The organism is Nonomuraea sp. NPDC026600, from assembly GCF_040638335.1.
Lineage (GTDB): Bacteria > Actinomycetota > Actinomycetes > Streptosporangiales > Streptosporangiaceae > Nonomuraea.
Genome location: NZ_JBEZYD010000030.1, coordinates 68,046 through 86,082, shown reverse-complemented (window position 1 = coordinate 86,082; position 18,037 = coordinate 68,046). Strand labels below are relative to the sequence as shown.

The following is an 18,037-nucleotide window of genomic DNA, read 5'->3' as shown; positions in this document are numbered from 1 at the left end:
CCGCACCTAGAAGGGGACTGCAATGTCGGAGATGGACGTACGTGGGGACGACCGCCCCTTCGACGAGTTGGACGAACTCCCGATCGGGGCCCCCGAGGCCGACGCCGCCGAACAGCACCTCCTGATTCGCGGCGCCGGGGGCGGGATGCTCCGGGAGACCCCGCTGGAGGTCGATCCCGCCGACGCCGCCGAGCAGGCCCGCGAGGTGGACCTCGATGATGACGACTATCGCTGATCAGCCGCTGAGCCGCACGTAGGATGTCCGAACAGCCGACTCAGAGACCCATGGAGACCAGCGTGACCGCAACCCCGGACGCCAAGCCCCGGGGCACCCGGCTGCCCCGACTGGCCCGCCGCAGGCAGCTGCTCAGCGCCGCGCAGGAAGTGTTCGTGGAGAACGGCTATCACGCGGCCGCCATGGACGAGATCGCCGATCGGGCAGGGGTCAGCAAACCCGTCCTCTACCAGCACTTTCCCGGCAAGCTGGAGCTCTACCTCGCGCTACTCGACCTGCACGTCGACGACATGGTCAACCGCTGCCGCGAGGCGCTGGCGTCCACGCACGAGAACAAACTCCGCGTGCAGGCCACGTTCAGCGCGTTCTACTCCTTCGTCTCCACCCAGGGCGAGGCGTTCCGGCTCGTCTTCGAGTCGGACCTGCGCAACGTGGCTCCGGTGCGCCAGCGTGTGGAGCGCTCGCTGCAGGAGTGCGCGGAAATGGTCAGCGCGGTGATCCAGGAGGACACCGGCTGCACCAGCGACGAGGCGCACCTGCTCGGTGTCGGACTGGTCGGCATGGCCGAGGTGAGCGCCCGCTACTGGGTGACCACGCAGGGCTCCATTCCGAAGGACGCCGCCGAGCAGCTCATGGCCCGGCTGGCCTGGCGCGGCATCAGCGGTTTTCCGCGTACGGCTTAAACCCGTTCGCTGGGCGCGATCATCCACTCTTCGGGGCCGATCAGCGGCCACGATGGGATGAGCCAGTCCCGTCGAAAGGGAGCATGATGGAAGTCAAGATCGGCGTACGCTCCGTACACCGCGAACTCGTCGTCGAGACCGAACTATCCTCCGACCAGGTCGAAGAGGAGATCAGAAACGCGCTCGCCGCCGATCGTGGCGTGTTCTCCATCACTGACGCGAAGGGGCGGCGCGTGATCGTGCCGGTCGCGTCGATCGGCTTCATCGAGATCGGCGAGGACGAGTCGAGGCCCGTCGGCTTCGGAGGCACCCTGTAGCGGCTCGAGCGGGGTGCGGCGGCAAGCGCCGTACCCTCGCTCGAGCGGAGCGGTCCTGACGTTCAGATGCCCAGGGCGGCCATCCTCTTGCCGTGTTCCTCGGTCAGCTTGGCGAACAACCGGGAGATCTGCGCCTGGTCGTCGGACGCCGGCTCGACCAGCAGCAGCGCCAGCTCCGGCCGGGCCGCCGCGACCTGCTGCCCCTGGCTGAGCGCCTCGCCGACCAGCCGTCGCGCCCACAGCGCCAGCCGGCCGCTCGCCGTCGGGTCGGCCACGAGCCCGGCCCTGACCCGCTCCACCACGAACTCCGAGCGGCCCTCGTCCACGAGCACCTCATCGACCAGCTTCGCGATCGACGGGTCGAGGTGCCTGGCCGCCTCCCGGTAGAAGTCGAGTGCGATGCCCACGCCCACGTACGCTTTGACCAGTGCCTGCAGCCAGTCGGCCGGGGCCGTCTGGGTGTGCCAGGCCTCCAGCGCGTCGACGAACGGGGACATCGCCTGTTCGGGATCGGCGCCGAGCTCGGTCAGCCGGTCGTGCAAGAGGCGGAAGTGGGCGTATTCGGCCACGGCCAGTTCGCTGAGCGCGACCTGATCGGCCAAGGAAGGGGCGAGGGACGCCGCGTCCTCGGTCATCCGCGCGAAGGCGCTGAGCTCGGCATAAGCCAGCACACCGAGCAGATCGACGACTCCTGGAGACTCGTTCATGGAAGGCAGCGTACTTCGGGAACATTCTGAAACTCGGCCAACGTTGTGGTATCGAGTACACTGCTCTGTGAAAGTGCGACCGCACTGTGTTAATTCGGGGGAATTCCCCGTTAACCCCCCACTCCCGGGTCTGCGGTCGCGATGACGCGAGAGGGCTGGCTCTACCGCGAGGACCCAGGCACGGGATTTGTTTTCTGCCCGTCGGTCCCGGCAGGCCCGCCTTCATTTGAGACTGAGGCAGGCCACGCTGACGACTTTCCGAGACCTCGGAGTCACACCTGAGATCGCTGACGCCCTCGAGACTGAGGGCATCACCACACCGTTCCCCATCCAAGAGATGGCACTCCCGCTCGCGCTGAGCGGCCAGGACCTGATCGGTCAGGCACGCACAGGCACGGGAAAGACCTACGCGTTCGGCATCGCGATGCTCCAGGGCATCGGCAAACCGCGTAAGAACCGTAAGAAGCCACGCGGGCTGGTCGTCGTGCCCACTCGCGAGCTGGCCGTACAGGTCAGCGAAGACCTGGTCACCGCCGCCGGCAAGCTCGGCTCGCGGGTCCTGACCGTCTACGGCGGCCGGGCGTACGAGCCGCAGGTCGAAGCGCTCAAGGCGGGCGTCGACGTCATCGTCGGCACCCCTGGGCGCCTGCTCGACCTGGTCAAGCAGAAGCACCTCGACCTCAGCCAGATCACCTCGCTGGTGCTCGACGAGGCCGACCGCATGCTCGACCTGGGGTTCCTGCCCGACATCGAGCGGATCTTCAAGCTGATCCCCGAGGAGCGGCAGACCATGCTGTTCTCGGCGACCATGCCCGGCGAGATCGTCGCGCTGTCGCGCAAGTACCTCAACCGGCCCACGCACGTACGGGCCGAGCATGAGAACGGCGAGGGCGGCGAGGGCATCCCGCATCCGCAGGTTCGCCAGATCGTCTGGCGCGCCCACCGGATGGACAAGATCGAGATCGTCGCCCGGCTGCTCCAGGCCGAGGGCCGCGGGCTCACCATGGTCTTCTGTGAGACCAAGCGGGCCTGCGACATGGTCGCGGAGCAGTTGGAGACCCGCGGCTTCGCGGTCGCGGCCGTCCACGGCGACCTCGGCCAGGGCCAGCGCGAGCAGGCCCTGCGCGCGTTCCGCAGCGGCAAGATCGACGTGCTGGTCGCCACCGACGTGGCGGCCCGCGGCATCGACATCGACGACGTCACCCACGTGGTCAACTACGACTGCCCCACCGACGACAAGACCTACGTGCACCGCACCGGCCGCACCGGCCGGGCCGGGCGCACGGGCATCGCGGTCACGTTCGTGGAGTGGGAGGAGATGACCCGCTGGAAGATGATCAACCAGATGCTCGGGCTCGACTTCGCCGAACCCGAGGAGACCTACTCCACCTCGCCGCACGTCTTCACCGAGCTCAACATCCCTCAGGGCACCAAGGGCGTCCTGCCGCATGCCAGCCGTTCGCGGGCGGGCCTGTCGGCGGAGCGCATCGAGGATCTCGGGGAGACCGGCAGGACGCGCACCCGCAACGGCGGCCGCCGCCGTGAGGAGCGCGAGGAGCGTCCGCCGCGCACGCCGCGCCAGCGCCGCCGCACCCGCGGCGGAATGCCCGCAGAAGAGGGCACCGCACCCGTCGAGACGCCGGAGGTCGAGCCCGTGCCCAGTCGCTCCAGCAAGGCGGCCGCCAGAAAGACGGAGGAGACACCAGCCATCATTTCAGCTGACGAGATCGAGGCGGCCACCGAGCCGCGGCGCGGTCGCACTCGCAGGGGGGCCGCCTCGGCCGCCATCGAGAACGCCCTCGCCGACGCCCCGGAGGCCCCGCTCACCGACCGCGAGCCGGTCGTCGAGCAGAAGGCCGAGCAGAAGCCTGTGGCTGAGCAGCAGCCCGTGGCCGAGCGGAAGCCCGTCAGGGAGCGCAAGCCCGCCGCCGAGCGCAGGCAGGTCGTCGAGCAGGCTCCCGCAGGGGAGCGGATCATGGAGGAGCAGGTCGTGGAAGAGCGGGTCATGGAACGGGCACCGATCGCCGAGACGAGCTTCTCCACGCCGCCGCCCCCGGTGCGCCAGGAGGCGGACCGCATCGTCCCCGCGAGCCCGTTCATGGTGATCTTCCAGTCACCCGACCTGGCCACGGACGACGACGACATCGCCCCGTCGGCGGCCACCGAGCGCAAGCAGGCGCGCCGCCAGCCGCGTGGCGGCGGTGGTGGCAACAACAACGGCGGTGGCAACCGCCGCCGCGTCGGCTAGACACCTGGCAGACGCAGGGACCAAAGGCTGACAAAAGCAGGCGCGCACCGCATCCCGCGGTGCGCGCCTGCGTCGTTTCCACCCCATACCTGAACAACTTTCCGCGAACTCGCACCAGCGTACCGAGTATGCCGGTGTCGAGGCCCTGACCTCTGGGTATTGTTGCCTCACGTGAGTACGCCGCGATTCCTCGACCTGCCTCCTGGCGTTGCCCCACACAAGATCGAAACGCCCCAGGGCATATTTGCCGCACTTGAGGCGCTTCCGGTCAGCGGTGTGGTGGAGCGCTGGCCCGCACTCCTGGTCCCCGGGCTGACCGGCAGCAAGGAAGACTTCATCGCGGTCCTGCAGACCCTGGCCCACTCGGGCCGCCGGGTGCTGGCCATCGACCTGCGCGGGCAGTATGAGACGCCGGGCCCCGACGACCCCGGCGCCTACACGTGCGCCGCGCTCGGCGCCGACGTCGACCTGCTGGCCCAGACGCTCAGCGGCGGCGAGCCGATGCACCTGGTCGGACACTCCTTCGGCGGGCTCGTCGCGCGCGAGGCGGCCATCGACGGCCGGACGAAGTTCGCCTCGTTCACGCTGATGAGTTCAGGGCCGTCCGGCATCGTGGGCCAGCGGGCGCGCAACGGCAAGACCTTCCTGGAGGAAGTTCCCGTCCTGGGGCTCGAGCACGTCTGGTCCACCAAGATGGAGCCCGAGGCGCTGGCCAACGGCGTGCCCGACGAGATCATCGCCTTTCTGCACAAGCGCCTGCTCGCCAACTCGCCGACCGCCCTGTCGCGGATGGCCGAGCAGACGCTGAACGCGCCCGACCGCACCGACGAGCTCAGGCAGATCGAGGTGCCCACGCTCGTCCTGTACGGCGAGCACGACGACGGCTGGCCGGCCGAGCTGCAGTCGGAGATGGCGGCCAGGCTGGAGGCCGAGTGCGTGGTCCTGCCCGGCGCGGCCCACTCGCCCGCCGTGGAGGCTCCGGAGACCACGGCCGCGGCGCTGATCCGGTTCTGGAACGCCGCCGAGAGCCCGCACTTGGACACCTGGTCCAATGCCGTGTAATTATCTACTTACTATGACGGGCATCGAAGACATCGTCGTCCAGCCGCCGCACAGCGCGACCTGGCTGGTGCACCTCGACCGCGCCATGTGGGTCGGCGGCGTACGCGGCCTGATGCTCCAGGCCCTGCATCCCATCGCGATGCGCGGTGTCTGGCAGAACTCCAATTTCCAGCAGGACCCGTTCGGCCGGCTGCGCCGTACCGCCGACTTCGTGGGCCGCACGACGTTCGGCAGTCCGGCCGAGGCCGACGAGATCGGCCGGCGGGTGCGCGGCATCCACAAGAGCCTGCGCGTCAGCGACCCCGACACCGGCAGGACGCACCGGGTCGACGACCCCGAGCTGCTGCTCTGGGTGCACTGCGCGGAGGTCTCGTCCTACCTGGAGGTGGCCAGGCGCGGCGGGCTGGGGCTCACCGAGCGCCAGGCCGACTCCTACCTGCGCGAGCAGCGCAGGAGCGCCTCCTACGTGGGCCTGCACCCCGAGGACGTGCCCGGCTCGTGCGCGGAGATGGACGCCTACTTCAAGCAGGTACGGCCCGCCCTGCGCGTCACCGAGGAGGCCGCCTCGGCCGTGCGGTTCCTGCTCTGGCCGAGGCTGCCGCAGGAGCTGCGGGCACTCACGCCGGGCAAACCGGCCTACTTCCCGTTCGGCGCGCTGTGCTACTACACGCTGCCGGATTGGGCCAGGCGGATGTACGGCGTGCTGCCGGAGGTGCCGCGGGCCACGGTGACGGCCGGGCTGAAGGCGTTCAGGCTCGCCATGAACTCCCTGCCCGAGCCGCTGCACGACCACGCGTTCATGCCGTCGACCAGGGAGATGCTGCGGGCCGCCCGCGAGCGGCTCGGTGCCGCCGGCTACGACACCGGCAAGGGGCTCAGGGGGCTGACCGATCCGCGCCGCCGGCCGAAGGCGCTGGCCGCCTGAAGGTCCACGTGCCGCCGCCGGCCAGCTCGTCGAGGAGATGGTGGTCGGGTGACAGCCCGCAGGCCGGGTCGGTGCGGCCGGCGTCGCCGGTGAGCGCGTACGCCTGGCAGCGGCAGCCACCGAAGTCGAGCTCCTTGCGAGGGCAGCTCGCGCAGGGCTCGCGCATCCAGCCGGTGCCCCGGTAGGCGTTGAACGCGGGTGAGTGCTCCCAGATCCAGCCGATCGAGTGGTCACGGGCGTTCGGCGGCTCCAGTGGCAGGTCGTAGGCCGCCGGACAGGGCAGCACCCGGCCGTCGGGCGCGACGGTGATCGAGATCGCGCCCCAGCCGCCCATGCAGGGCTTCGGCACACCGTCGAAGTAATCGGGGATCACCCAGATCAGCTCGACATCCGTTTTTTCCCGATATTTCCTGACTGTGGCCTCGGCGCGGGCGAGTTGCTCCCTGGTGGGCAGCAGCGCGGTCCTGTTGAGCAGCCCCCACCCGTAGAACTGGGTGTTGGCCAGCTCGATGCGCTCCACGCCCCACGACAGTCCCAGCTCGATGATCTCGCCGACGGCGTCGAGGTTCTCCCGGTGCAGCACCACATTGAGCCCGAACGGCAGCCCGCTCGCCGCCACGACGGCGGCGGCCCGCTCCTTCCACGCGAACGAGGCGACTCCGGCGATCCGGTCCGACTCGGTGCCGGTCGCCGACTGGACCGAGAGCTGCACGCTCCGAAGCCCCGCCCCGGCGAGTTCGCCGAGCCGTCGCTCGGTGAGCCCGACGCCGCTGGTGACGAGCTGGGTGTAGACGCCCTCCCCCTCGGCCGCCGCCACGATCGGCGCCAGATCCGGCCTGAGCAGCGGCTCGCCGCCGGACAGGTGGGCGTGCACCACGCCGAGCGCCGCCGACTCGGCGAGTATCCGCTGCCACTCGCCGGTGCTCAGCTCGCTCGACCTGGCCGCCAGTTCGACCGGGTTGGAGCAGTACGGGCAGCGCAGCGGGCACGCGTGCGTGAGCTCGGCCAGCATGGCCCAGGGCGCGCTCACCGCAGCCACCCCTCCGCGCGCACCCGGTCGAGGAACTCCACCACATCCGCCTCCGCGCCCTCGGGGAGCTCCGCGACGATGTCGGCCACCGTCCGTTCGCCGTCGCAGAGGCCGACGATGGCCGCCGCCTCCTCGTTCAGCACGACGATGCGCTCGGGCACGATCAGCAGGTCGGCCTGCCGTACCGGATCGTGGCGGAGCATGGCCGCGCGGGACAGTGCCGGGCGCCAGGTCATCAGTAGGCCCCGTCCACGGCGTCGAGCAGCGCCCACAGCACGTCGCACTTGTAGCCGAGGGCCGTGATGGCCCTCTCCTGGTCGGTACGGGTCCGTGCCCACTCCTGGACTAGGGCCAGGGCTTCGCCGCTGTCCTGGCGGCCCTGAGAGACGCGTACGCGGAAGTAACGCAGCCCCTCGGGGTCGATCCACGGGTAGTGCCGCTCGAAGGCGGCGATCCTTGTGCGCATCAGGTCCGGTGCGAACAATTCCGTCAGCGAAGCGGCGACGGCTTCGAGCGCGGAGCCGTTGCGGCACAGGTTCACGTAGCCGTCGACGGCCAGCCGTACACCCGGCAGCACGCCTTCGCCCGACAGCAGCAGGGCCCGCTCCAGCCCGGCCGCCTCGCCGAGGCGCAGCCACCGCTCGATGCCGCCCTCGCCCGGCGCGGTGCCGTCATGGTCCTGGATCCGGCGCAGCCACGTCCTGCGCAGCTCGGGCGTCTCCAGCTTGCCGAGGATGAACGCGTCCTTGATCGGGATGTGCCGCTGGTAGTGGAAGCGGTTGAGTATCCAGCCCCGCAGCTCGTCACGGGTCAGCTCGCCCGCGTGCATGCGCTGGTTGAAGGGGTGCAGGTGGTGGTAGCGCTTCTCCGGTACGGCACGCAGCTCGGCCTCGAAGCCGTTCACAGGTCGATCACCATCCCGTCGGCGGCCACCTCGATCCCCAGCTCGGCGAGCACCTTGTGCTGCTCGGCCGCCGGGTCCACGAGGGGGTTGGTGTTGTTGAGGTGGGTGTACAGGCGGCGGCCCGGCAGCCGGGAGAGGCGCTCCATGGTCGCCTCGATCGGCAGGTGGCCCATCTGGGTGGCGGTCTTCGCCGAGATTCCGGTACGGCGGGGCTCCTCGTCGTCCCAGAACGTGCCGTCGATGATGGCGCATTCGGCCTCGTCCAGCTCGGCGGGCCACACGCCCATGGCGGGCGCGTAGACCACCGCTCCCCCCATGAGGCGCAGGGCGGACACCCAGTCCGGGGCCTCCGGGGAGCCGGCGTACCGGGGGCGCTTGGCCGATATCGGGATGAGGTCGGCGTCGGCCCAGGAGAGCCGCAGGTAGGGGCGGAGGATGTCGGCGAAGGGCCGCAGCGCCTGCCGTACCACCGGGGTGCAGCGGACCTCCAGCTCGTCCGCCTCCCGGAGCCTGAGCAGGCCGATCGTGTGGTCGAGCTCGGCGTCGGTGAGGATGACGCCCTTCAGCGGCGACTCGCGCGGCCCCGGTCCCGGCCGCAGCCACGCGCACGCCTCGATCTGGTCGGCGATGTCGGGCGTGGCGTTGACGACGTAACACCCGTCGTCCAGTTGTACGGCCAGGCTGGCGTGGCTCCTGCGGCGGCCCGGATGAGCGCGTGCCCCGGAGCAGCCAGGACACGCGCAGTTCCACTGGGGCACGCCGCCACCGGCCGCGGTGCCGAGCACCTGCAGTCGCATGGCGGTGTCCGGTTACCTGGTGGCCAGGAAGTACGCGGTCATCTCCATCGATGCCTCGACGACCTGGTAGTCGGGCTTGTGCCAGGTCGTCTCCTCGCCGCGGGCCCTGACCTTCTTCGCGTGGATCCTGGGTGGTTGCTTGCCCTGTTCCTTCGGCTGGGACATGCGCACCTGCCTTTCAGTAGGGGGTTACACCCGATATGACAGCTCATGGCGCTCGCCGTCAATGGCTTAGGTCGGAGCTATGCCGGGGAATTTCGCCTCATAGCCGGTTTTAATGGTTTTGGCGAGATTCTTCATCCGATGTCTCGACGGGGATGACAAATCCGGCGAGCAGGATGAGCGTCGAGGCCGTGACCATGACCCAGCCGCTGGGGCCCATGCCCGCGGGGTCGAACAGCACGCCGGTGATCGAGGCGGCCGTGGCGGCTCCGATGTACCGCGACGCCTGGAAGAGGCCCACGGCCATGCCGGTCTCGTTCCGGTCGGCGTGTACGAACACCAGCGAGTTCAGGCCGAACTGGCTGAACGCGGACGCCAGGCCGATCAGCGACGTGGTCACCAGCACCAACCCGATGGGCCCGGCCCAGAACATCACGCACGACCCGGCCAGCAGCAGCGCCGCGCTCGCCAGCAGCACGGCCCGCAGCCCCGCCCGCGAGGCCAGCGCCACCGCCACGGGCGTCATGACGACCGCCGCCACGGCCATGGGCAGCACCAGCAGGCCCGCGAGATGCGGCGGCAGCCCGCCCGAGCGCTGCGCCCACAGCGGCACCATGAGGAACGCCAGATAGAACACCACATTGACCAGCGCGAACAGCCCGTAGGTGGCCAGCAGCGCCGGCCGCGGCCTGGGCAACCACGCCCGCCGCCGCCGGACGGGAGCCACCTTGGGCAGCCAGCGCAACGCCGGAATGAGCGCCACCGCCGCGAGCGGGACGTTGACCAGGAAGACGGCCCGCCACCCCCACAGGCTGACCAGGAACCCCGCCAGCACCGGCCCCGCGGCCGCGCTGGCCGTCAGCACCATCGAGATCATCGCGATGACGCGGGGAGGCGGCCGCCCCTGCTCCGCCGTCGCCGTGATGATCGCCATCCCGGCCGGGAGCGTCGCGCAGCTCCCGAACGCCTGCAGCAGCCGGGCCGCCACCAGGACGGGATAGGAGGGGGCCACGGCGGCGAGGGCGCCGGTCAGTCCCACCATGACCAGCCCGGCGCAGAACACCCGCCGGGGACCGAACCTGTCGGCCAGCGCGCCCATGACCGGCGGCACGGCGACGGCTGTCAGGTAGAAGCCCGCGGCCAGCCAGGTGACGGCGACGACGCCGACGTGGAACTCGGTCTCGATGCGCGCCAGGGCTATGGCGATCATGGATGAGTTCAGCGGGTTGAACAACGCGCCGAGCGCCACTGCCACCGGCAAGCGCCCCACCCGACCCACAACCCGACCATAACCGGATATGTCCAACCATGGTCACGGCCGGGTTGCCGTCGTCATTCGGCCAGGGCGTCCCAGGGGCGGCGCTCGGGGGCGGCGGCCATGCCTTCGGGGCAGTGGCGCCGGAAGTCGCACCAGCCGCAGATCGGGCCGGGGTTGGGGGCGAACACCGCGTCCAGCTCGGACGAGATGGCCGGCGGCCCGACTTGCGGGCGCTCCCCGCCAGAGCCGGCGGTCGTACCAGGTCCGCCGCTTCCGGTCGTACCGAGGCCTCCACTTCCGGCCGTGCCGGAGCCCGGGTCAGACGTCGCCCTGGATGCCCGGACGCTCGCCGCGCCGGAGGAGCGGGCGCGTACGGGGCCCGGCGCGCCCATCACCTCGCGGTAGCGTTCGTCGGCGGTGGCGGCCTCGACCCCGACCTCCTCCGCGCGTCCCAGGTGGCGCGCGAGGGACTCCTCGGTGTGGCGCCACTCGATGATCTCGCCGGTCGGCAGGTGGTGCAGCTCGACCGAGTGGCACGGTGTGCGCATCATCCTGGAGGCCGCGATCGCGTAGATGGCCAGCGCGAGCGAGGACCGCGCGTCGTCCTGGGTGAGAGGCCGCCGCCCGGTCTTGTAGTCGACCACCACCAGCTCGTCACCCCGCCGGTCGAGCCGGTCGATGCGGCCGGACACAGCGATGATCTTGGTGCGCGTGGCCACCGTACGCTCGACGCCGACCGGATCATCCGACGGATCCAGTGTGCCGACATATCCGGACACGAGGTCGCGGGCCCGCCCGAGCCACTGCGCCGACTGGTCCGCGTCCCTGAACCCCTCGGTGATCCACCCGTTGGTCAGCAGGATGGCCGCCGTCAGCGGCGTCCGCCGCTCGTACGGCTCACGCCACCAAGCCGCCAGCGCGTTGTGCACGCTGGCCCCGACACTGTTGTGCGCCCACCCCGGCCCCTTGGACGGCTGCGGCCGATCCAGGTAGGTGAACCGGTAGCGGCGGCGGCAGTCGAGCCAGGCGTTCAGCCGCGACGGCGTACACGAATAGAGCCGTCGCGGCATCCCTTCCAGCGGCAGCTGGTCATACACTCCGGCCGTCACCCGGATCGAGCCTGATCCCGGCGGCCTTGGTGCCGTCGGTGAGCGGGCCCTCTTCCTTGTCGGTGGACTCGCTGTGCTGCCAGTCGCCGAAGTGCGGCTCCAGGTCGCCGACCGTCACCTCGTCGCCGTGGGCGGCCAGCACCCGCGTCTCGGCGGGCAGCGTGAACAGCCGCGCGCCGATCGCGTTGAGCTGGAAGTTGAGGTCGGGGTATTCGCCACCGATCTTGCCGGGCCCGTCGGCCTGCAGCGTCTCGCCGGTGAACACCACCCCGAGGCCCTCGCAGTAGAGCGAGACCCCGCCGGGCGTGACCCCGGGCGTCTCCATGACGTCGAGCCGCACGTCGGCCACGGCGAAGATGCCGTCGTCCTCCATGTCGATGTCGGGCCAGGTCTCGGTCCAGGTCTCCCGCCAGAGCGGCTTGTCCTTGGGGTGGAGGGCGATCACCGCCTCGTCCCTGCTGGCCACCTCGATGGCGGCGCCGACATGGTCGGGCAGACCGTGGGTGCAGATCACGGCGAGCACCTCTCGCTCGCCGACCTTCTCCAGGATCTTGTCGGCGTCACGCGCCGGGTCGATCACAATCACCTCATCGTCGTCGCCGACGATCCAGATGTTGTTCTCGACCTTGTGCTCGGTGCCGTCGACGTCGACGACACCCTCGCTCACCACTCGCTCGATACGCGCTGTCACGTCTCCAAACTCTAGTCCGTCTGAGTGACGACGCGAATCGCGCCGGCGGTGACCCCTCCGGCGCCGAGCTCGTACCTAGTGCCCCAGCCTCGGCGAGAAGGCGCCGAAAGGCAGGTCGAGCTCAAGGTCGCGCAGGTCGTGGAGGCTCAGTTCGGAGAACGCGATGATGCATCCGGCCTCGGCGGGCCAGGCGATCGTCCACAGCCAGTTGCCCCTCGCCTCGCCGGCGTAGACGGCCCGGTCGGCCGCCGCGCTCACGCACCACAGCGCCGTCGGGTGCCCGAGCACCTCGATCTTCGCGTTCGGCGGCCCGGCGTCGAACCCCTCTCCGGGATCGGGGCCGCCCAGTCCGGCGAACGCGGCGCCCAGCCCGACGCCGGGTTCCTCAGCGATGACCAGCAGGTCGGCTGGCCCCTGGGTCAGCGAGGGCCCGCAGAGCGCGACCACGCTGGCCCGGCCCCCGGTACGCTCGTCGCCCGCTTCCCCGAAGCCGGTGACGAGCCAGCCCGGCGGCAACGGCCAGGGCAGCCACACGGGCACCATCGAACTCTTCCGCATCACCTCGACCGCCCTGCCGGACGGCGGCCAAGGCGGCTGGTAGGGCACCACATCGCCGTGCGCATCGCATCGCCACGCACTCGACCAGGCACTCGGCCCGTGAAGCGGACCAAAACACCGTGGGCAGGTTGGAACCGCTCTCACAGCTACTCACGCTGCGTCCTCGGGTACCACCGCGTCAAGGCCGCATCCAGTGTCTGGTCGTAATCTTGACCGTGTGCGCGTAAATTGCGTGGGCGCCATCATCGTCGACGCCTCGGACCGGCTCCTGCTGATCAAGCGCGGTCACCCGCCGGGCGCGGGCCTGTGGTCGATCCCGGGCGGCCGGGTGGAGCCCGCCGAGACCGATGCCGAAGCCCTGCGACGCGAAGTCCTGGAGGAGACCGGCCTGCTCGTCACGATCGGCCCCCTCGTGGGCACCGTGGACCGCCCCGGGCCGGACGACGTGACGTACGAGATCCGCGACTACCGCGCCACCGTCACGGACGGCACGCTCACCGCGGGCGACGACGCCGCCGACGCCCGCTGGTGTTCCCGGGACGACCTGGTACGCCTCGTACTCACGGACGGCCTGCTGGAGGCGCTGACAGCCTGGGACGCCCTACCGGCATGACGCCCGCCTCAGGCGCGCAGGTCCGCAACGGTGGTCGCCTTCAACGGCCGCTTAATACGGTTGCGATCAGGACGTTCAGGGCGGCAACCTGCCTGGATGATCGAATTGCAGGAGCTGTCGGCTGATGACTGGGCCCTTTGGCGAGAGCTTCGGCTCGTCGCGCTGGAGGAGGCGCCGTACGCGTTCGGAGTCTCGCTCGCGGACTGGCAGGGCGACGGCGACCGTGAGGAGCGCTGGCGAGCCCGCCTGAGCATCCCCGGCTCACGGAACCTGATCGCCCTTCTCGACGGGAAGCCCGCCGGGATGGCCAGCGGCATCCCGGGCGAGCGGGAAGGCGTGACCGAACTGATCTCGATGTGGGTCGGCCCGGCGGCGCGGGGGCACGGAGTCGGCGACCGGCTGATCCGAGCCGTGGAGTCGTGGGCCGTGGAGGTGGGCGCCGAGGTCCTGGAACTGGCGGTCGCGCCGTTCAACGAGAAGGCGATCGCGCTGTATCGGCGGAACGGGTTCGAGGACACGGACCAGATCGGCGACGAGCTGCCGAACGGACTGCGGGAGCTGGTGATGGCGAAGAAGCCGGCCCCTTAGAGGTCGCTCTGCGATCGGGATCACTGTGGGTCAGGTGCTGGCGGCCTGGGACGCGCTGCCGGGACAGGCGTCCAGAGCCGATCCACCGGCATGACGTAGAGCCGGTCGTCGTGGCGGAAGGACTGTTGTCCAAGGTTGACCAGCACACCTGCGACGAAGCTCGACCCGAGCCGTTCCCTGAGCAGCCGCAGCCCCTGGAAGTCCTTCTCCTCGATCGACGACTTGGCCTTGACCTCCACGCCGACGACCGATCCCTCATGCGACTCGATGACAAGATCGACCTCCCGCTGATCCCTGGTGCGGAAGTGGCTGAACTCGACCATCTCCTCCGACCAACCCGCCTGCTTCATCAGTTCGTTCACCACGAAGGTCTCCACGACCCGGCCGAACTCGGTGAGGGTGGCGGGGTCACGCCGGTCCAGTTTCCTGCGTGTGATGCCCAGAACGTGGGCCGCCAGTCCGCTGTCGATCAGATGGATCTTCGGCGACCTGGCGACCTTGCTGCCGAGCGTCCGGCCGAACGCCTCAAGCCTGTGGGTGAGGAAGACCGCTTCGAGCAGAGCCGCATAGTCAGCCACGAGACGTTGATCGAGCCCGACCACGGTTGCGATGTCTGCCATGCTCACGGTGCTGGAGGTGCGGGCGGCCAGATGGCGCAGGATGACGGGCAGCACTTGACGCTGCCGCACCTTGCGGATCTCCAGCGCGTCCCGCTCGATCACCATCGAGACGAAGTCGCGGAACCAGGCCCCGCGTTCGCTTTCCGGCAAGCTCAGGGCGATCGGGAACCCACCGGCGAGCATCGCGGCCTCGTACTGGGGGCGCGATGTGCGCGACGGGACGGAGGTCAGGAGGCTCTCCGGATCGGTGAGCACGGCGTCCAGGAAGGTCTCCCGACGACCGCTCAGCTCGCCTTGGGACAGAGGCCAAATGGTCATGACGTGCGCACGGCCCGTCAACGCCTGTCCGAGGCGCGGTAGCGCTCCATATCGGGTGGAGCCGGTGAGGAGGAACCTGCCCGGCCGTAGATCGCGGTTGAGCTCGGCCTTGATCGCGGACAGGATCTCCGGCACGTGCTGGAACTCGTCGATGCACACCGGTTCGAGCGGCGTGGTCGCGAAATGGGCCGGGTCAGCGTCCACGGAACGCCTGATCGAGACATCGTCGAGGTCGATGACCGGGACATCGCGCAGGCGTGCGCAGGCGCTCAGCAGTGTGCTCTTCCCCACTGTGCGCGGACCCGTCAGCACAACGACCGGCCGGCTGGCGAGACGACGGCAGATCACCGATTTGAGGTGCCTGTCCACGAGGGCGTCTGGATCCATCGAGCCCCCTCTGACCTGGCACAACAACCTCTAATGCACTAACCGTCCGTGCTTTTATATCAGAATCGTCCCTGGGTTCATGCGGGAATTGTCCATGATCAACTGTAGTTTTCGTCCGCGGCGAGCGAGTGGCTGTACCGCGCCGAGTGCCGGAGCCGCAGCCCGTCGGCACTCGGCGCGGTGAATCTAACTGTTAGAGCAGGTCCGGGGTCATGGCGCGAAACCGGATGGTCTGTTCCTCAGTGCTCCACCGCTGGAAACCGGCCTTCTCCAGCACTCGGATCGAGGGCGGGTTCGACAGTTCCACGTTGGCGGACACCGTGTGCACGCCTGGCGCGGTGAGGGCGAACGCCGTCATGGCCCGGGTGGCCTCGGGGGCGTAGCCGCGGCCTCGCCGGGAGGCCACGATGCCGTACCCGATCTCGAGGGTGCCGTCGCTGGGCGGCCAGAACAGGCCGATTGAGCCGACCACCAGGCCGCTTTCGCGCTCGATGACCTGACGGTGGCCATGGTCGCCCAGCCACGCGGGGTGCTCGGCGAAGAGGCCGGCGATGACGAGATCGCCTTCGGCGGGGAAGTCCGCGGCCCAGTGCGCCGGGCGGGTGCCGTCCAGGACGGCGGCGACCTCACCGTCGGTCCACGTCCGCAGGATGAGGCGGGCCGTGGTCAGGTCGGTGTGGGTCGGTGAAGGGGAAGATGACACGTGTGGCTCCTGGTCGTTCGGTACGACCCGGACCGCGCTAGCTTCGCGCGGGCCGGACAAGGGCATGCTGATGACGGCTGCTGGCAGCCATATTCATCAACCTCCCTCGTCACACGGCGATCACGCGCTCCTCGCGCTGGCGCGACGTTAGCAACATGCGGACAGTTCGGGCAAACCGTTTTGGCCCGGGGGACGGAGGTGAGCGGAAGGCCGAAGTTCCGCCAAATTCGTCCGCCGAGGATGTCGAAACGAGCCGCTCGGCTGCTACGTCACTTACGAATGCCAGCAAACGTGCACTACTCATCCTCATAGGCGTCACGATCATGGACGTCGCGAAGGGAGTCTTCGATGCCTGAACTGCGTACCTGGCTCACCGATCTCGGGCTGCTCGAGTCGCCACGTTGGCACGATGGCCGCCTCTACTTCTCCGACTGGACCGCGCAGGAGGTGATCGCGCTCGACCTCGACGGCAAGCACGAAGTCGTGGCCCGGGTGGACTCGATACCTCTCTGCACGGCTTGGCAGCCCGATGGGCGGATGGTGCTCGTCGACTCCGCGCGGGGACTGCTGCTGCGCCTGGAACCCGACGGATCGCTGGCGACCCACGCCGACCTGACCGTCATCGGGACCGGCTGGAACGACATCGTCATCGACGGCCGCGGCAACACCTATGTCGACCGGGCCGGTTTCGACATGCTCAGCGGCGGGGCGTTCGCTCCCGGGGCCGTCACACACGTCGGCCCCGACGGTTCGGCGCGTGACGTGGCCGACGGCATCTCCTTTCCCAACGGGATGGCCGTGACGCCGGACAACTCAACGCTGATCGTGGCCGACTCGTACGGCAAAAGGCTCATGGGGTACGACATCGGCGCCGACGGCGGTCTCTCGAACGGCCGGGTATGGGCCGACCTCGGGGACGGCGTCCCTGACGGGATCTGCGTCGATGCCGAGAACGCCGTCTGGTACGCCGACGTGCCCAACCGGCAGTGCGTGCGCGTTCGCGAAGGCGGCGAGAAGGTGCGGACCATCGACCTCGACCGCGGCGCCTTCGCCTGCGAACTCGGCGGCGAGGACCGGACGACGCTCTTCATCGTGGCGGCGGAGTGGCGTGGCATGCCCGAGATGGTGCCACCCGGCACCGGCCAGGTGCTCTCGGCCGAGGTCGAGGTGCCCGGCGCCGGCTGGCCGTAGAGGTGTCCGCGGGCATCGGACGCGGGCATCGAGTTCGCGCAGATCATCGCCGCGCACGTCGAGCGATCACGACTCGGTGAGCGATCACGACTCGGTGAGCGATCACGACTCGGTGAGCGATCACGACTCGGTGAGCGATCACGACTCGGTGAGCGCGGCCGAAGAGGTCCCCGGGCGCCGGAACAACGCCGCCAGCAGGAAGGGAACGCCGAAGACCGGCGCGTCGGGCGACTGCTCCTTCATGGGCCGCGACTCGACCTCGGTGAAGTCCGAGAAGATCCAGCGCAGCGCCTCAGGCGTATAGGCAAGCCCACCGTGCAGGCGACCCTGGCGATAGAACTCCTCGTCGGACAGCTCGGACCCCATGGCCCCGGCGGCGAAGCAGGTGAGGCCGAGCTGACCGCCGGGGACGAGGAGACGGTCCAGCAGGCCCAGGTAACTCACCCGTCGATGCGGCGGCAGATGGTGGAGGCAGCCGGAGTCATAGACCAGGTCGTACTGGCCGGGCGGCAGTTCGACGGAGAAGATGTCGCCGCGGTGGAAGCGGACATCGACGCCGGCCTCATGAGCCCGCTCCTCGCCCCAGGTGACGGCGGCCGGGGACAGATCGACGGCGTCCACCTCGAAGCCGAGTGAGGCGAGATGGATGGCATTGCGCCCTGGCCCGCAGCCGAGGTCCAGGGCCCGCCCCGGGGAGAGCAGGCCGCGCTCGAGGTAGGACACCAGGCTCTCGTCCGGCTTGGCCACGAAGAAGGGGATCTGTGTGGAGCGGTCGGAGTAGAACGCGTCCCACCACGTGGCGGCGTTCGGTGTCCATCGGTCGGCATCCGCGGCGAAAAGCCGGTCCAGCATGCTGAGAACGTCGTCCGCCGTACGGATATCGCGGTTCACGCATAGCCTCCTCAGACCACAGCCGCCCACGCGGCCAGAC

Annotated in this window: 22 protein-coding genes; 9 read left to right on the top strand and 13 right to left on the bottom strand. The window is 69.6% G+C overall.

Translation table 11 applies throughout. The annotated features are described in order from the left end of the window. Positions 1 to 22 precede the first annotated feature (22 nt). The 3 genes from AB0F17_RS46395 (at position 23) to AB0F17_RS46385 (ending at position 1,235) form a co-directional block, all read left to right on the top strand. Positions 23 to 235, top strand: coding sequence for a hypothetical protein (locus tag AB0F17_RS46395; RefSeq protein WP_358036910.1), 213 nt, complete (start codon positions 23 to 25; stop codon positions 233 to 235). Positions 236 to 297: 62 nt separating this feature from the next. Continuing rightward, complete coding sequence (locus AB0F17_RS46390; protein WP_358036907.1) at positions 298 to 918, top strand: TetR/AcrR family transcriptional regulator; 621 nt, start codon at positions 298 to 300, stop codon at positions 916 to 918. 86 nt (positions 919 to 1,004) lie between these two features. Next, positions 1,005 to 1,235: a DUF3107 domain-containing protein gene (locus tag AB0F17_RS46385; protein WP_358036904.1), complete on the top strand. Its 231-nt coding sequence runs from the start codon at positions 1,005 to 1,007 to the stop codon at positions 1,233 to 1,235. Positions 1,236 to 1,297: 62 nt separating this feature from the next. Here the strand turns inward: AB0F17_RS46385 and AB0F17_RS46380 are convergent, their stop codons facing one another. Next, positions 1,298 to 1,942: a ferritin-like fold-containing protein gene (locus AB0F17_RS46380; RefSeq protein WP_358036901.1), complete on the bottom strand. Its 645-nt coding sequence runs from the start codon at positions 1,940 to 1,942 to the stop codon at positions 1,298 to 1,300. 337 nt (positions 1,943 to 2,279) lie between these two features. Here AB0F17_RS46380 and AB0F17_RS46375 point away from each other — a divergent pair, with 337 nt between their 5' ends. From AB0F17_RS46375 to AB0F17_RS46365, 3 genes are all read left to right on the top strand, one after another. After that, positions 2,280 to 4,190 (top strand): DEAD/DEAH box helicase, encoded by a 1,911-nt coding sequence (locus AB0F17_RS46375; RefSeq protein ID WP_358036898.1) that lies wholly within the window; start codon positions 2,280 to 2,282, stop codon positions 4,188 to 4,190. Positions 4,191 to 4,361: 171 nt separating this feature from the next. Next, positions 4,362 to 5,252 carry an alpha/beta hydrolase gene (locus AB0F17_RS46370; protein WP_358036895.1) on the top strand — a complete coding sequence of 297 codons (891 nt, stop codon included), beginning with the start codon at positions 4,362 to 4,364 and terminating at the stop codon, positions 5,250 to 5,252. 13 nt (positions 5,253 to 5,265) lie between these two features. Continuing rightward, positions 5,266 to 6,177, top strand: a complete 912-nt coding sequence (locus tag AB0F17_RS46365) for an oxygenase MpaB family protein (protein WP_358036892.1) — start codon at positions 5,266 to 5,268, stop codon at positions 6,175 to 6,177. Here AB0F17_RS46365 and pqqE read toward each other — a convergent pair. The 9 genes from pqqE to AB0F17_RS46320 all read right to left on the bottom strand — a co-directional run bounded on the left by pqqE (position 6,128) and on the right by AB0F17_RS46320 (position 12,830). Next, positions 6,128 to 7,207: a pyrroloquinoline quinone biosynthesis protein PqqE gene (gene pqqE / locus AB0F17_RS46360; RefSeq protein ID WP_358036890.1), complete on the bottom strand. Its 1,080-nt coding sequence runs from the start codon at positions 7,205 to 7,207 to the stop codon at positions 6,128 to 6,130. The two genes, AB0F17_RS46365 and pqqE, sit on opposite strands and share 50 nt — an antisense overlap. Continuing rightward, entirely contained in the window at positions 7,204 to 7,443 is a 240-nt protein-coding gene (pqqD, locus tag AB0F17_RS46355) for a pyrroloquinoline quinone biosynthesis peptide chaperone PqqD (RefSeq protein ID WP_358036887.1), read from the bottom strand. Before pqqD ends, pqqE begins: the two co-directional genes overlap by 4 nt. After that, a complete protein-coding gene (gene pqqC, locus AB0F17_RS46350) occupies positions 7,443 to 8,111 on the bottom strand; it encodes a pyrroloquinoline-quinone synthase PqqC (RefSeq protein ID WP_358036884.1) in 669 nt (222 codons plus the stop codon). Before pqqC ends, pqqD begins: the two co-directional genes overlap by 1 nt. Continuing rightward, positions 8,108 to 8,908, bottom strand: a complete 801-nt coding sequence (locus AB0F17_RS46345; RefSeq protein WP_358036881.1) for an MBL fold metallo-hydrolase — start codon at positions 8,906 to 8,908, stop codon at positions 8,108 to 8,110. Before AB0F17_RS46345 ends, pqqC begins: the two co-directional genes overlap by 4 nt. 12 nt (positions 8,909 to 8,920) lie before the next feature. Then, entirely contained in the window at positions 8,921 to 9,073 is a 153-nt protein-coding gene (gene pqqA, locus AB0F17_RS46340) for a pyrroloquinoline quinone precursor peptide PqqA (RefSeq protein WP_214639785.1), read from the bottom strand. Positions 9,074 to 9,182: 109 nt separating this feature from the next. Then, positions 9,183 to 10,325, bottom strand: a complete 1,143-nt coding sequence (locus AB0F17_RS46335; protein WP_358037090.1) for an MFS transporter — start codon at positions 10,323 to 10,325, stop codon at positions 9,183 to 9,185. Between the two features lie 77 nt (positions 10,326 to 10,402). Next, positions 10,403 to 11,398, bottom strand: a complete 996-nt coding sequence (locus tag AB0F17_RS46330; protein ID WP_358037087.1) for a PD-(D/E)XK nuclease family protein — start codon at positions 11,396 to 11,398, stop codon at positions 10,403 to 10,405. Between the two features lie 19 nt (positions 11,399 to 11,417). After that, positions 11,418 to 12,128, bottom strand: a complete 711-nt coding sequence (locus AB0F17_RS46325) for an MBL fold metallo-hydrolase (RefSeq protein ID WP_358036877.1) — start codon at positions 12,126 to 12,128, stop codon at positions 11,418 to 11,420. A gap of 75 nt (positions 12,129 to 12,203) precedes the next feature. After that, positions 12,204 to 12,830 (bottom strand): DUF6758 family protein, encoded by a 627-nt coding sequence (locus AB0F17_RS46320; RefSeq protein ID WP_358036874.1) that lies wholly within the window; start codon positions 12,828 to 12,830, stop codon positions 12,204 to 12,206. 73 nt (positions 12,831 to 12,903) lie between these two features. On the opposite strand from AB0F17_RS46320, the gene AB0F17_RS46315 reads away from it, so the two are divergent. Next, positions 12,904 to 13,299, top strand: coding sequence for an NUDIX domain-containing protein (locus AB0F17_RS46315; RefSeq protein WP_358036871.1), 396 nt, complete (start codon positions 12,904 to 12,906; stop codon positions 13,297 to 13,299). A gap of 96 nt (positions 13,300 to 13,395) precedes the next feature. Further along, entirely contained in the window at positions 13,396 to 13,887 is a 492-nt protein-coding gene (locus AB0F17_RS46310) for a GNAT family N-acetyltransferase (RefSeq protein WP_358036868.1), read from the top strand. 20 nt (positions 13,888 to 13,907) lie between these two features. Here the strand turns inward: AB0F17_RS46310 and AB0F17_RS46305 are convergent, their stop codons facing one another. Beyond that, positions 13,908 to 15,212, bottom strand: a complete 1,305-nt coding sequence (locus AB0F17_RS46305; RefSeq protein WP_358036865.1) for an ATP-binding protein — start codon at positions 15,210 to 15,212, stop codon at positions 13,908 to 13,910. A 193-nt stretch (positions 15,213 to 15,405) separates the two neighbouring features. Further along, positions 15,406 to 15,915 carry a GNAT family N-acetyltransferase gene (locus AB0F17_RS46300; protein ID WP_358036862.1) on the bottom strand — a complete coding sequence of 170 codons (510 nt, stop codon included), beginning with the start codon at positions 15,913 to 15,915 and terminating at the stop codon, positions 15,406 to 15,408. Between the two features lie 348 nt (positions 15,916 to 16,263). Here AB0F17_RS46300 and AB0F17_RS46295 point away from each other — a divergent pair, with 348 nt between their 5' ends. Further along, on the top strand, positions 16,264 to 17,106 hold the full coding sequence (locus tag AB0F17_RS46295; RefSeq protein WP_358036859.1) for an SMP-30/gluconolactonase/LRE family protein: 843 nt from the start codon (positions 16,264 to 16,266) through the stop codon (positions 17,104 to 17,106). A gap of 138 nt (positions 17,107 to 17,244) precedes the next feature. Here the strand turns inward: AB0F17_RS46295 and AB0F17_RS46290 are convergent, their stop codons facing one another. Continuing rightward, positions 17,245 to 17,997, bottom strand: coding sequence for a class I SAM-dependent methyltransferase (locus tag AB0F17_RS46290; protein ID WP_358036856.1), 753 nt, complete (start codon positions 17,995 to 17,997; stop codon positions 17,245 to 17,247). Positions 17,998 to 18,037: the final 40 nt, after the last annotated feature.